The 13,733-nt window shown below is 35.8% G+C and carries 15 protein-coding genes, 1 tRNA gene, 1 other RNA gene and 1 pseudogene; 7 read left to right on the plus strand and 11 right to left on the minus strand.

Going from position 1 to position 13,733, the window contains the following annotated elements:
* Positions 1–124 precede the first annotated feature (124 nt).
* The 5 genes from WJM97_RS00825 to WJM97_RS00845 all read left to right on the plus strand — a co-directional run bounded on the left by WJM97_RS00825 (position 125) and on the right by WJM97_RS00845 (position 4,703).
* On the plus strand, positions 125–931 hold the full coding sequence (locus WJM97_RS00825) for an exosortase-dependent surface protein XDP2 (protein ID WP_353931189.1): 807 nt from the start codon (positions 125–127) through the stop codon (positions 929–931).
* A gap of 451 nt (positions 932–1,382) precedes the next feature.
* A complete protein-coding gene (locus WJM97_RS00830; protein ID WP_353933253.1) occupies positions 1,383–2,759 on the plus strand; it encodes a DUF697 domain-containing protein in 1,377 nt (458 codons plus the stop codon).
* A gap of 142 nt (positions 2,760–2,901) precedes the next feature.
* Positions 2,902–3,501, plus strand: coding sequence for a hypothetical protein (locus tag WJM97_RS00835; protein ID WP_353931190.1), 600 nt, complete (start codon positions 2,902–2,904; stop codon positions 3,499–3,501).
* A 93-nt stretch (positions 3,502–3,594) separates the two neighbouring features.
* The gene (locus WJM97_RS00840) at positions 3,595–3,801 is read left to right on the plus strand and encodes a hypothetical protein (RefSeq protein WP_353931191.1); all 207 of its coding nucleotides are present in this window, start codon (positions 3,595–3,597) and stop codon (positions 3,799–3,801) included.
* A 473-nt stretch (positions 3,802–4,274) separates the two neighbouring features.
* Complete coding sequence (locus WJM97_RS00845) at positions 4,275–4,703, plus strand: cobalamin biosynthesis protein (RefSeq protein WP_353931192.1); 429 nt, start codon at positions 4,275–4,277, stop codon at positions 4,701–4,703.
* 100 nt (positions 4,704–4,803) lie between these two features.
* On the opposite strand, the gene WJM97_RS00850 is transcribed toward WJM97_RS00845, so the two are convergent.
* From WJM97_RS00850 to WJM97_RS00880, 7 genes and pseudogenes are all read right to left on the minus strand, one after another.
* Positions 4,804–5,157 carry a phage holin family protein gene (locus tag WJM97_RS00850; protein WP_353931193.1) on the minus strand — a complete coding sequence of 118 codons (354 nt, stop codon included), beginning with the start codon at positions 5,155–5,157 and terminating at the stop codon, positions 4,804–4,806.
* Between the two features lie 44 nt (positions 5,158–5,201).
* Entirely contained in the window at positions 5,202–6,029 is an 828-nt protein-coding gene (locus WJM97_RS00855; RefSeq protein WP_353931194.1) for a peptidoglycan-binding domain-containing protein, read from the minus strand.
* 65 nt (positions 6,030–6,094) lie between these two features.
* Positions 6,095–7,348 (minus strand): pitrilysin family protein, encoded by a 1,254-nt coding sequence (locus WJM97_RS00860; RefSeq protein ID WP_353931195.1) that lies wholly within the window; start codon positions 7,346–7,348, stop codon positions 6,095–6,097.
* 7 nt (positions 7,349–7,355) lie between these two features.
* Positions 7,356–7,523 (minus strand): annotated as a pseudogene (locus tag WJM97_RS00865) (insulinase family protein); the annotation flags it as partial.
* Positions 7,524–7,631: 108 nt separating this feature from the next.
* Positions 7,632–7,815: non-coding RNA, 6S RNA (gene ssrS / locus WJM97_RS00870), on the minus strand.
* A gap of 103 nt (positions 7,816–7,918) precedes the next feature.
* Positions 7,919–9,055 carry a 5-(carboxyamino)imidazole ribonucleotide synthase gene (locus WJM97_RS00875; RefSeq protein WP_353931196.1) on the minus strand — a complete coding sequence of 379 codons (1,137 nt, stop codon included), beginning with the start codon at positions 9,053–9,055 and terminating at the stop codon, positions 7,919–7,921.
* Positions 9,046–9,534: a pentapeptide repeat-containing protein gene (locus WJM97_RS00880; RefSeq protein ID WP_353933075.1), complete on the minus strand. Its 489-nt coding sequence runs from the start codon at positions 9,532–9,534 to the stop codon at positions 9,046–9,048. The genes WJM97_RS00875 and WJM97_RS00880 overlap by 10 nt, the downstream gene beginning before the upstream one ends.
* Positions 9,535–9,945: 411 nt before the next feature.
* Here WJM97_RS00880 and WJM97_RS00885 point away from each other — a divergent pair, with 411 nt between their 5' ends.
* Positions 9,946–10,269: a hypothetical protein gene (locus tag WJM97_RS00885; RefSeq protein WP_353933076.1), complete on the plus strand. Its 324-nt coding sequence runs from the start codon at positions 9,946–9,948 to the stop codon at positions 10,267–10,269.
* Positions 10,270–10,459: 190 nt separating this feature from the next.
* On the opposite strand, the gene WJM97_RS00890 is transcribed toward WJM97_RS00885, so the two are convergent.
* Complete coding sequence (locus WJM97_RS00890) at positions 10,460–10,804, minus strand: hypothetical protein (RefSeq protein ID WP_353931197.1); 345 nt, start codon at positions 10,802–10,804, stop codon at positions 10,460–10,462.
* A 266-nt stretch (positions 10,805–11,070) separates the two neighbouring features.
* Positions 11,071–11,142, minus strand: a tRNA-Thr gene (locus WJM97_RS00895).
* 37 nt (positions 11,143–11,179) lie between these two features.
* Between WJM97_RS00895 and WJM97_RS00900 the strand changes: the two genes are divergently transcribed.
* On the plus strand, positions 11,180–11,425 hold the full coding sequence (locus WJM97_RS00900; protein WP_353931198.1) for a DUF3493 domain-containing protein: 246 nt from the start codon (positions 11,180–11,182) through the stop codon (positions 11,423–11,425).
* Positions 11,426–11,513: 88 nt separating this feature from the next.
* On the opposite strand, the gene WJM97_RS00905 is transcribed toward WJM97_RS00900, so the two are convergent.
* Together WJM97_RS00905 and WJM97_RS00910 are read right to left on the minus strand one after the other, a co-directional pair.
* Entirely contained in the window at positions 11,514–13,157 is a 1,644-nt protein-coding gene (locus tag WJM97_RS00905) for a DUF1565 domain-containing protein (protein ID WP_353931199.1), read from the minus strand.
* A 285-nt stretch (positions 13,158–13,442) separates the two neighbouring features.
* Entirely contained in the window at positions 13,443–13,640 is a 198-nt protein-coding gene (locus WJM97_RS00910) for a hypothetical protein (protein WP_353931200.1), read from the minus strand.
* Between the last annotated feature and the right edge of the window lie 93 nt (positions 13,641–13,733).

Genomic DNA, 13,733 nt, shown 5'->3' on the forward strand with positions numbered 1-13,733 from the left:
ATAAAAGCCATAAAACCGCATATTTCCTGATTACAAATATCAACTCAATTCTAGATAATAAATATTAATTACACAGTAATAACTGAGTAAATAATTCACTTATACTAAATATTGGGGACATTGAATGAAAATTAAGAATGCTTTGATTTCTATCAGTTTACTGTTTGCTGGTGTTGCAGTTAATACAAATTCTGCTCAAGCCGCAGGTTTTGTGAGCAACATAACTTATACAGATCCTACTAACGATGTAACATTGAATTCCATTACCCAAAATGGGACAACATTCAATGATTTCTCTTTTGTAAACAGAACTATTATCCAGTACAATACACCAAGGACAGATGATTCCAACAGTGGTGCCGCTAGTACAGATAGAGGTGATAATGTCTATACACCAGAATTACCTGAAGAAACTCCTGCCGCTGAAGCCATCACAGCATTTTTAGGAACTGATAACTTAAATAATATTATTGATACTGAAGATGTTGGCTCTTTCATACTTGACGTATTCTTTGATAGGGAGATCGTACAAGATAACTCAGGATTAGATAGTCTGTTTTTCTGGGAACGGGGGATGAATAGTGATCTGGGTATTCAAGCCTTGGATGCTAGTGGAAATGTAATTGGTGATTTCAAAAGAATTACAGAAACACGCATTGGTAGTAACTATGCTGGTTTCCAAATTAATACTTCAGAAATTGATGAACCTCAAAGTGTTGGTGCTTGGGGTGTAAATCTTAACGAATTGGGAGTTGGTAGATTAAGTGGTTTACGACTCACGGCTGATGAGACTTTTAATGGTCCCGATTTTAAGTTGATTGCTAGAAGCGGAAACACAGCCACAGTACCTGAACCAACTACTATTTTAGGTTTAGGTGCAGTAGCAGCAATGACTTTTCTTCGTCGTCGTCAAAGAATGTTGCAAAAGTAATTGAAATCTGCCGATCATCATTGGTAATAGTACATTTCCTGATTTTTGAAGATTAGGGAGTAAAATAACTACCTACCAGCCCTGACAAACTGAAAGTTGGGGTAATTTTTTATTTTTTTCCAGCCTGTCCCTTAATGTGTTCGCGCATTGCTATAGAAAGGATTAGTGAAGAATTCTTAGCGATGCTGGAGTTAGATTTGATGGAATTTCAAGAAAGGTTTTGGTGATTTTATTATCAGTTAAATCGTTGCTTATGGCTGTAAATTGCTATTTAAGGAGTTGAAAAAGGCTGTGGTTAATCAATAGCTGATTATCCTTAGAAAAGCTCAGTTTTGGGTTCAGCCTTTGAGGTAAAGTGAAGAGGAAGCCATCAAAAGCGCGGAGAATCAGAATTGTGAAGTTAAATAAACCAATCTTGATGGGAGGACTAGGATTGTCCTTTACCCTATGGATGTTAAACAGCTGGCATGATTCAATAGTTCAAGTGGGAGAGTTTGGCCTGTTGAGTGCTTTAGCTGTTGGTGGAGGTTTGTGGTTAATTAACAAAAATAGCCCACAAATCACTGAACATCTCAATGATTTAGTTGTAGATAGAGAGTCTGTAGAAAAAGCAATTACTAAAACCAAATGTGTCATTAACCAACTTGCACAAGAAGCAGTCAACCACCCAACCTTAACAACTCTACGGGAAAAACTGGCTCAGTTACCCTTAGAGTTAGAGAGACAAGAAATTCAAATTGTTGTTACTGGTGGTAAGTCAGTAGGTAAAAGTACAGTTATTAAAACTCTTCACAATGCAGTGGGTTTATCTAAACATTCTCTGCATTTTTCGGAAACATCACCTTTATTTGCAGAACTAAGTGAAAATTCCGATGCAGTCATATTATCAGAACTGCAAAAATCTGATGTCGTCTTGTTTCTTACCAATGGAGATTTGACAGATTCGGAATTTCAGGTTTTGCAACAATTAAATGCAGTCAAACTGCCAACATTACTGGTTTTTAATAAACAAGATCAGTACATTGCCGAGGAACGAGCTACGATTTTACAATCTTTGCAAACAAGAACTGCTGGTAATGTAGTTGCAACTGCTGTTTCTCCTTTAGCTGTAAAAGTGAGAAAACATGAAGCTGATGGTTCTGTTAATGAGTGGATGGAACAACCAGCACCAAATATTCAAGATTTGACACAACAGTTGGGGGAAATATTAGCAAAACAAACACAGCAAATAGTTTGTAAAACTACTCTGCGGAAAGTGCTGTTACTCAAATCTGAGGCGAAAAACTGTTTAAATCAGATCAGACGCGATCGCTCTAACCCTATCATAGAACAAAATCAGTGGATAGCTGCTGCTGCTGCCTTTGCTAACCCAGTTCCCGCCTTAGATATATTAGCAACTGCGGCTATTAATGCTCAAATGGTAATGGATTTGGGTAATATTTATCAACAAAAAATATCCTGGGAACAGGCTCAACAAGTGGCTGGAACTATGGGAAGCTTGATGTTGAAGTTAGGTTTAGTAGAATTATCTACTAGAGCAGTTACAGGTATTCTCAAAACTAATTTTGTCACCTTTGTAGCTGGAGGAGTAGTTGAAGGTATAAGTGCTGCTTACTTAACTAGAATTGCTGGTTTAAGTTTAGTTGCATATTTTGAACAGCAAGAAATAGCACTAGAAACAGGTAATGGTTTAAACTTAGAAAAATTACGCCAAGTTTTACAAACAGTATTCCAACAAAATCAGAAAATTGCTGTTTTGGAAGCTTTTGTGAAACAAGGTGTAAAACGTTTATTACCAGAATCGAAGTCAGTTGAAGTTGTGGGATAGTTGTTGTTACAGCGGTATTCCCTCTGGGAAGCCGCTAGAAATTTTTATTTTTGCTATAACTAAATTTGATCGCCATTCAAATGCTCAAAAATATTTAATTTGTTTTTAAAAACTTCCATATTCCTAGATTCAAATCATAAATATGTTTATATTTGGTGCAATTATTTTTTGTATATTATCTGCAATATTTATTTTTAAGGTGATATTACCTTTATTCCTGAAGATATTACAAATTGAGCAATATCAGCGGTTTGTTTTTAATCCCTTCAGCATTTTTATAATATTATTTATTACTATTTTAACTTCTGTCTGGATATATACCCAAACTGTTTTAATTTTTTCTGGAAATACTGAACAATTTACAAATAATATATCTACTCTTTTTAATTCAGATTCTATGCTCAAGAATTCAACAAATGGATCAAAACAAGCAACAAAAAAGCCGTTGTTGAAAAATGAAGACAATGCAGGAAATAGTGATCTACTACGGACAGGATTTTCTATTAGTCAATATGCAGATTGTTTGAAATTATATCAACAAGAAGACTCTGAAGTAAATAATTCAGAAGCTCTATTTTTTTGTCAGAAAACTGAAAAATATTGTCTGAGTATACAATATCTAATAAAATTTAGTCCTGAACCAAATCAAGAAAAAAAGCTAACAACAGGACAAACAATTTGTAAAACTAAAGGTTGGTATAAACCATTCAATCAATATTCCCAAGATTTTAATTTAAATTAATTTTAATCCCACTCTGAACAGATTATTTATAATCTGGCGTTTATACTCTTAGTATATTGGCACTAATTAGATGTTTACAGGTTTCACCAAGTCATGACTCCTCAAGAATTTTTGGACAATTTAGCCACAGCAGATACAGATTCAGAAAAATTGGTTGTGTTTGCGCGATACTTGGATACAACTGCGTTAGATCATGCAACAACTCCTAGATGGAAAAGTCTTGCTTACAGCACAGAGATTAAATTTGCACTCAATAATCTTGCTTTTCATTTAGAAGCACTTGCTGAAAAAGGTAACTAATAATTGAATTTTACACTTGATGGGTTATATTCAGATATACTTATCAAGTCGTATTTTTAAGATAAATTTAGTCAAAAATATTGCATTTTTTGAAAAGTTTATTTCTAACTTTTTCAGCAAACCCTACCTAGTAAAAATCCGCCGTAACTGTTGTGAAATTGCTACGACGGAGAAACTAAAACACCAAAATCAAAAGCTTTGATGACAAAGGTTGTAAAAAGTAAACATGAAGACTTAATTTACTTTTTACTTTCTGCTCTATCCTTTGATGTTTCCTACTGTGCTATATGTAATCAATATATCGGTTTTTATTTGCCAAGAAAGTGTTAGAATTATCAAATCTTCTGTATTAAAGGAAACAATCTAATCAGATAAATATTTCCTAAGTATGATTTATTCTGTGTTTACAAGGGTTTGAAAGAATTCAATCCAAAAAATTAAATCTTTCTCAATTAGGATTCAACGATTGAATTGTGAAATTACAGTTATTATCACCAGTGGTTTTATGGATAGGTATTGGTTGTCAAAAAGGAATTTCTTTACAATTAATTGGTGCGGGTATTGAACAGATTTGTCAAAAATACCAACTTTTTTATCATGACATAGCAGGTATTGCCACTATTGATATCAAAGCTTCAGAATTTGGTTTAAGAGAATTTTGTCGAGTTAATAATTTACCCTTAAAAACCTTCACAGCAGAAGTGTTAGCAAGTGTTTGCGTTCCTAATCCTAATACCAAACTTACTGCAACAGTGGGAACACCAAGTGTAGCAGAAGCATCAGCTATTATTGCTGCATCGCAAATTACATCAGATATAAAGTTATTAGTTCCTAAGCAAATTTTTCGTTTACCAGGAGAAGTAGGAGCGGTAACAATTGCTGTTGCAGCAATTACTAAATAAGCTCTATTCTATTCAAAATTTTTATCCTTTATAAAGCATATATTCCGATGATATTTTTTCTCAAAAGTGGTTGAGATAATAATTTTAGAGCATATTTCTACTAATCACCTACACGCAAAATATAATTGATAAGACTGGAAACAACTGACAAAACTATAGAACCAAGAAAAGCAGGTATAAAACCCTGGATTTCAAAACCTGAACCGGGAGTAATAGCACTTGCTATCCACAGAGTCACAGCATTAATGACAAAAGTAAATAAACCAAAGGTAATTAAAGTAATGGGAAATGCTAAAAAACCCAAAATTGGGCGGATGACAGCATTTACCAAGCCGATGATAATAGCAGCAACTAAAGCCGCAGTCAAGGTTTTAATAATAAAACCTGAGACTATTTGGGACGTAATTAATAATGCGATCGCCGTACCTAACCAAGTTAATAAAAAGTGTTTCATGTTATGCTGAGAATAACTATAATTTGCAGTTCACTTTAACTTTACTAGCGTAATCTTTGCAAGAAAGTATTCCATGTAGCTCCACCAACTACACCATCTGGTTGTAAACCATAACGAACTTGAGCTGCTTTCACAGCTGCTTCTGTAGCAACACCAAAATCACCATCTATAGAACCTTTCAAAAAACCTAAAGTTTGTAGAAGTGTTTGTAATTTTATAACTTCTGCTCCACTGTTACCTAAACGCAGAATTGGCCATCCGGCTGGGGTATATTGAATGTTGGGATTTTGCTTGTTAGTTGGGGTAGGCTGAAAACTATTTTTAGGGTTATTTGGGGGGGTTGTAGTTTTTTTAGGAATGGTAGATGGGGGAATAGTTGGTTTAGGTTTAGGGATGACTGTGGTATTATTTCTATTGATACTGGGTTGAGTGGGAACTGTAAAACTACTACTGGCTGTGGGTTGTATAGGTGATACTGGTTGATTTATAGCCACTGTGGAAACATTAGGAAATAGTCTTTGCCAGGTAATAGCATCTACAACGGTATTGGGGATTAAACCAGCTGCTTGTTTAAACTGGTAAACTGCCCTAGCTGTATTTTCTTGATAACTTCCGTCTACTGCACCTGTGTAAAAACCTAAAAGTTTGAGTGCGGCTTGCAATTCTATCACACGTTCACCTTTGCTACCAATTTGTAAGTTAGGACGGTTAATTTTACTGACAGCAACTGCTTGAGCAAGTTCTAAAGGTGCTGCCAGGGATGGTAAAGTAGATAGCGAAAACAGTAGAGATGTGGAAGAAAGTAACAGTAAAGAATAATAGTGATTTTTTTTTGCGTAGTCGGTAATATTTTTAGTCAGACTCAGTTTCATCAATTGCATAAAATTTCCCTGGTTTATTCTGATAGTCATTTTACATTTGATGCGATCGCTCTTAACTAACTGATAACTGAATTAATTACTTCTTCTGGGCCAACCAAAGATATATAAGGTTCTTGCAAATAGCTGTTAGCTGCTGTCATCGCTAACTTAGAACTGATTTTATGAATAAGTTTGGGAAATTCATGATCAAATTCAATTCCTAAGCCCAGAATCTCATACCAACCGTATATTTGAGCAATTTTGCCATTAGTTTGTTTACCCAAAGCATACTGTCCCAGAACTTTGTTTTTAGCGGTTTGTATTTCATCCTCAGAGAGTTCGGTATTACACAAACGTTCCACTTCTTGGCTTAGTCCTTCCAGCGCAATCTGAGTATTTTCCGGTGCTGTACCCATATAAACTATAAATGAAGCAGGATAAAGACGAGTTGAGTACATGGCCGAGACTTCATAGGCTAAACCTCGTTTTTCTCTTAATTCCACAAACAAGCGGCTAGAAAGTCCATTTCCCAGGTATGTAGACAACAATTTGAGGGCGGCATATCCAGGAGCGCTGACTGATGTACCCATATAACCCAACATGACTATAGATTGTTGTGTATTTAAGGGTTTGATGCAAGATTGAGGTTTAACAGAAATTGCAGGTAAATCTAATATGTACCGTGGTTTATTGGGTGGCTGCCAATCACTAAATACTTTTGATACTATTTCTAAAGCTGTGTCTAATGTGATGTGTCCAGCAATACTAATCACCATATTATCTGGACGAAAATGTGTTTGGTGAAATTCTTCTAAATCTGCACGAGTAATGTTATTGACAGTTGTTTCTGTACCTAGCACTGATACAGAGTAGGGGTGATTTTGGTACATGACTTTTCGTATTTGTTCAAAAGCCAAATTAAAGGGTTGCTCTTTTTGGGAACGAATATCTTGGATTGCTAATCGTTTTTCTAGTTCTATTTGGTTTTGAGGAAATGTAGGCGATCGCAACAACAAACCAGACAGTGCTAAAATTTCTGTAAAATCAGCAGTTACTGTTTTCAACGACAGTAAAAAATAGTCAGTACCAGTGTTGACACTTAAACTTGCTCCTACTGATTCAACTTTTTCAGCAATTTCTAAGCTGGATAAACCATCACAACCTTTTGTCATCAATGCTGATAATAAGTTTGCTAAACCAGCTTTTTCCCGATTTTCATAACAACTACCAGCACGGACAAAAACCCGCCCTGCAACTATATCTGCTGCGGGATTTTCTGTGACCAATAAAACAATACCATTGGGTAATACGGTGCGATGAATAGAAGACATAGAATCACTAATAGGGATTGAGAATAATAACTACGTAATTTTGTGGTGAAAAATAGTTTTTAACTAATGTTTTCAGCTATTGACTCTAAAAATACTGAATTTGCTGAGGATAAGCAACCGCTAATTCTGCTTGAGCAATGTTATTGTTATAACCATATAGGGATGTTAACTGATTTTGTCTCAAACTTAAAGTGTAATATTATCAGTTCCCACGGCAGGACTTTTTCAGCACACCTCAATAACAAAACTCCCAAGTTACAAGAACCTGGGAGCTAAAAATTTTGAGTTCACCACAACGCCGTCTTACCTAAGTTTATGACCTGGTTTTACCAGGTGGGAACTGGTTTTCCCTGTTTAAAGTTTCCGAGTACAGGCTCGGTCTACTGCCACAAGAACTTTTTAGTTCCCTTGTTTTTAAAGACATAGATCAAAAAACTTGGGGGCAGTCACCAACGTCGTAGTGCAACTAATTCATTATAGCTTTGAAGAACAATTTGTGTAGAGGGGTAGGAAAAATTTTTAATTAGCTATTGGGTATTGGGTTATTTACCTCCCCCATCTGCCTATCACCTAACTGGGATACCAGATAGATTCTATAGTTTGTACAATAGATTCTAGGCTATGGGTTGGCTGTTCTAGTAAGACGGTGATATGTCCTAATTTACGTCCAGGACGAGATTCTGTTTTTCCGTACCAGTGCAGGTAAGCTTGGGGAATAGCTGCTAATTTGTGTCTTTGTATTTGATAATCACTATGGGAATTTTCATACCCTAGCAAGTTGACCATAACTGCACCAGGAACAATTAAACTAGAATTACTCAAAGGTAAGCCAGCAACTGCCCTCAAATGTTGTTCAAACTGGGAAGTTTCACAGGCATCTAAGGAAAAATGCCCGGAATTATGGGTTCTTGGTGCAATTTCATTAATCAGTATTTTGCCATCAGCGGTGATAAATAGCTCAATGCCAAAAATACCAACTACTTCGAGACTGTTTAAGATTTTACAGGCGATCGCTTCAATTTCTGTTATTTGTGCTGGTGTAATCTCCGCTGGTGCAATTACTCGCCGACAAACTTGTTCTTCTTGTTGGGTTTCTACAACTGGATACGTAACTATTTCCCCATTAATAGAACGCGCTGCAATTATCGCTAATTCTTTGGTAAAGGGGACAAATTCTTCTACTAAGAATTGTGTATTACTTTGATTAATTACTGTTAATAAATCTAGCAAATCATTGATTATAAAAGTCCCCTGTCCATCATAACCATGTCGTCTGGCTTTGAGAACAACAGGAAAATGCCAATCTTTGATTTTAGATTCAATATTGTCTGATGATTCAATAGGGAAAAACTGGGGAACTGGTAAACCTAAATCCCGCAAATAGCAACGTTGATGATACTTATCTAATAATGGTGATAAAGCTGATAATCTAGGACGAAAGCAAACACCTTGTTTTTCTAATAAATGTAAAGCTTCTAGATCAACAAATTCATTTTCAAAGGTGATAATATCACATCTTGTTGCTAAAATTTCTGTTGCTTCTGCATCGTCAACAGCCGCTAAAATTACATCCTCAGCTATGGATACTGCGGGGTCATTTTTATTAGGAGTTTGTACTATTAATTCCAATCCTAATTTTGTGGCCGCATCCCCCATCATCCAGGCCAGTTGTCCACCACCAATTACACCAATCCGCTTTATTGACATCCTAACGACTCACGAGTTTCTACACCAGTTTGAGAATTTACACCACTGGCTTTTTTACATAGTTCTTTAATTTGCGCCTTATCTAACATTGCATAACTGAAGTCTGCACCTGCGATATTCACATCATTAAAGACAGAACGGAGAAAAAGAGCTTCTACTAAAACGGCATCACTTAAATCAGCCTCAGTTAATGTTACTTCATTAACCATCGCATTACTTAAATCTGCCCCATGTAAATTTGTTTTTGTCATGACTGAAGCACTTAATACTGCTCCTCTCAAGTCAGCACCGCTAAAGTTTGTCATTTCTAAGTTTGTGTTAGAAAACTCCGCCGCTTGTAAACTTTGTTTTGAAAAATCACGTCTTGCTAGTTCTGCGTTACTAAATGATAGGGGATGAGTCCAGTCTGCTAATGCTGGAAATGCCACACACCAAACTATAGCTGCTAACACTAATCCTATTGCTTGTCGCCAATACATCATTTATTAATCATTTGTAATGTTTCTTGTATTCCAGTTTACCGTATTATCTTGGCTTTAAAGTCTGTGCTGGCTGAATATTTCTAGATAATTTTTCATATTTGGCTAATTTTCAATTATCAAGAAGTAGAGAATTTTATTATTACTTTAGATATTAGCATTTACTCACACGTTAGTTTACATTTGTTGACATTTTCTGATTATAAGTAAAGTTTATTATATTTTTTCGTCAGCCATGATTAGTAACTGTTATTCTTTTGATTAAGGGTAGTAATATAAATTGTTTGACTTGATTTGCTGACATTTCATGGTTATGTAATTAGCGTTAATCCTATAAGCATTTATTAGCTATTCAGAAATTTCCGATCAATCTATATTCACAAACTAATGAAAACAGGACTTGGTATGCTCATGATTAATCATTACTCTATCGAATGGATAGAAGCTTGGTGTGTAGAAAATGGCTGGACAGATTTATTTGTAGAACGCCGTGATAATTATTGGGCTTTTCCCCCAGGAGGAGTTATGCCAGAACCAATTCCGGTTCATGTTTTGAGAATGATTAAAGAAAAGAATGGCTTAACAAATCAGGAAATGTTATGGTCTATGATCGCTGTAGTTATTACTATTTTATCTGTCTTTTATACCTTTATTCTTAAATGTCCCATGCCTTTGGTTTTTGCTTTTGCTTTTAATGCGGTGACAGTTGCACAACTTGAATTAGAGGATGTTTAAATTAATTATTTTTGCTTGGTTGCAAGACCTAGTTTTGAGCAGGTTTTGGTAAGATGCTGTATTTAATATTTCAATATATTGATATTTGTACCATTACCTACTCTTAACTACTGATAAAACAGTGATTGCACCGCCCTAATTTTATCGAGTGCCTAGTGTTAATTTACTTTCTTTCACCTACATTTTTATATTAACTGATTTCTTGAATAGAAACAGATGTTTGCCGATTTTGATTTAAGAATTCACAAACTTTGGTTGGTGCATGACTTGAGTCCGGTATTACAAGTTCATCGGATTTAAAGATAATATCATTATAATCTTGCATCTGACGTAATTCCATAATATTCTTTTTGATTTTATTAAGTTCGGTTTTAACTGAATTCCAGTCTAAACCTTCTTCTAAGAAGACATCTAATAAATTAACCCAACCACCCCAAAATTTCGATAGCAAGAAAGAAGTTTTTGGTTTATTTTTGCCTTTTAGACCTATTGCTTTAAATACCTCTGCACCCTCTTGCTCCAGTTGATTTGCCATTGAAAATATTTGAATGTCTATTTGTGGTTAATAATTGATATTATTTTAGTATAAATAATGTATTTTTATACCAATCTAAACAAAGTTTGCTACAGATAGGACATCCTCAAATAAAATCACCATTAATTGCAGAAACAATAAACGGTGAGGTTAACTGTACATTCGCATATTACACCTGGACTTCTCAATTTGATGCGGTACAGACACGAATTATACAACGCTTATAGTGCAACCATCTTGCCCACTACTGGTATACTTCACTTAAAAGCCGATGATGAGATTTGAACTCACGACCTACTGATTACGAATCAGTTGCTCTACCACTGAGCCACATCGGCATACTACGATATAAAAGCATAACATATATTTACAAAAATGGTAGACCAAAAGCTCAAAAATCGTTTAAAAGCCGAAGCTGCTGCACCCTATCGGGGATTAAGAAAATTTATTTATATTGGTGTTGGTGCTTCCGGTTTTATTGGTGCATTTGTCTTTTTCTTCCAACTACTAGCAGGTAGAAACATAGAAACTGCCTTACCTAACTTTGCCCTACAGACAGGAATAATTGCCCTCATGGTATTCCTGTGGAGATGGGAACAAAAGCACTCAAAAAAGGTATGAGTCAGGAGGGGCGAACGGCCGTTCGCCCTTACAGGATTCAGAATGAAAAATTAATGTTTCCACTGTCACCTGTCACCTGTCACCTCTCTTACTGCGGTTTCACTACATAAGCAGAAGAAATAGGTTCGGCCCTACCAATAGACACAAGTGCTTGATAAACAAAGGCTGCAATTTCCGCCCTAGTAGCCTGACGATTAGGATCAAGTTGTTGAACTGAAGGATAATTAACTACTAACTCTCTTACAGTAGCCGCAGCCACAGACCCAATAGCATAATTAGGGATTTGACTGGCATCAGCATAAATACCAAGAACACTGTTATTGTTAGCACTGAAATTTAATCCATTAGCCAAAGCTACCAAAGCTTGTACTCTCGGAATTTGTTGCTGTGGTTTAAAAGTACCATCAGGATAACCAGCGACAAACTGACTTTTGTAAGCTTCCTGAATTGCACTATAAGCCCAGAAATTAGTCTGAACATCCCTAAAATTAATCGCTGGACGTTTAACAGGAGGTTGTAAAGCCTTGGTAATAATAGCTGCAAACTGAGCGCGAGTTACAGGTTCATTTGGTCTAAAAGTCCCATCAGGAAAACCTGCAATAATATTTTGAGAGGCTAAAGCTTCAATGTATGTTTTTGCCCAATAACCATTAGGTACGTCTCGAAAACCAGAAGTACCAACACCACCATTATCAACAGGTGGGTTAACTGTCGCTGCTACAAAATCAACTTCCCCAGAAATCCGCGCTTGATCAATATCATTACCAATAGCAAGAATCCGGTTTGATCTCGTAGCGTTATTCAAATCGTAACGGGTATTATTCCGAATCAGATTACCACCGGGATTCTCATTAGTCCCAAGGTTAGGAAGAGCATTAATGGTAACAACAATCCCATCTCGCTTATTATTCTGAATCACGTTTTGACGCAGGATAGGCTTTGCAGATTCTGAGATAAAAAGACCATCTTGGTTTTGGGTAATTTGGTTTCCTTCCACTAAAGGCATAGAATCACCACCAATAGCCAAACCAAAACCAGTATCCTCAAATGAGTTATTTCTAATTTCTCCCTGGGCAGATTTAGCTACAGAAACCCCATTTCCTCGATTCTGAAAGAAAATGTTATTTTCAATTTTGGGATTTCCCTCACCTGTGATAAAAACCCCTTCTCTACCACTATTAGTAAAAGTATTGTTTTTGATAGTAGGGTTGCTAGATTCTACCCAAATACCAGTACCCCGTAAATTAGGATTGGTAATATTTACACCTGTAATAGTAGTATTGTTTTCTGCTAAGATTGTCACATCCTGTCTAGCAAAAGTACGACTGGTGTAATAACCACCACCAATAATTGCTGTTCCCTGACCTCTGGTAGATTCATTACCTAGAAGTATTACACCTGGTTTAAGTATTAAAGGGAAAGTTTCCCCAGTGTCTTTGGTATAGCTACCAGGAGCTAGTTTAATAACTGTATTCGACTGCGCCCGCGAAAGAGCAAAGGTAATAGTTTTATAAGGTGTTCCCTCAGTCAAACCAGCACCAGAACGATCTTGACCAATGGCAGGATTAACATAAATTAATGTTGCACTGGCGGGAATTTGGGCAATAAACTGAGGACTATAACCAGCTTGTACCTGATTAGGTGGCAGGATAAAACTACCAGCAACGACCAACAAAGCTGTTAGACTGCTGGTTACGGATAAACGAGAGATGTTAAAACCCCTAGATTTCATATTTTTGATGTACTTGCTTGCTGTACTTTCCACACAGTCTAAAGTAAGAATGTCTAACTGTAAAACTCATGCAAAAGCATACTCCATCAAAGACTGTTATTCAGTGAAAATAGTTGTTAAAAAACAATAAGATTCAGTTAATTTTCACCATCATGCTGAGTATGGTATTAACTGAATCTTATTCAATGTAAAAAAAGTTAAATTTACTGTGGTTATACAATTTTATTCTTGTTTATTCCGTCATAAGCTATAGATCAAGTTTTCCCATAACCTTTTCGACAGTTATTAGTAAGCTAAAGTTTCTAGGGTCTCTCTCAGGTATATTTGTACTTGCTGCTCTAAGCGTAAACCCTTGACTTGATCATTGCTCTCTAACTGCCAGCTTTGAAACCCAGAACTAGCAGAAATTGCATATTTTAGGCTTTGCCAAATATTTATGTCAGGAGAAAGTTGAACAGTGCTAGAAGCTGAAATTTGAGCCATAATTTTTTCATTCCTCATTTTTAACTTCCAGAATTAAAGAATTTTGAGTTTTAGACTAAAGATTTACTCTATTCCCCAAAAGAAATAAATTCA

This window comes from Okeanomitos corallinicola TIOX110, from assembly GCF_038050375.1.
Lineage (GTDB): Bacteria > Cyanobacteriota > Cyanobacteriia > Cyanobacteriales > Nostocaceae > Okeanomitos > Okeanomitos corallinicola.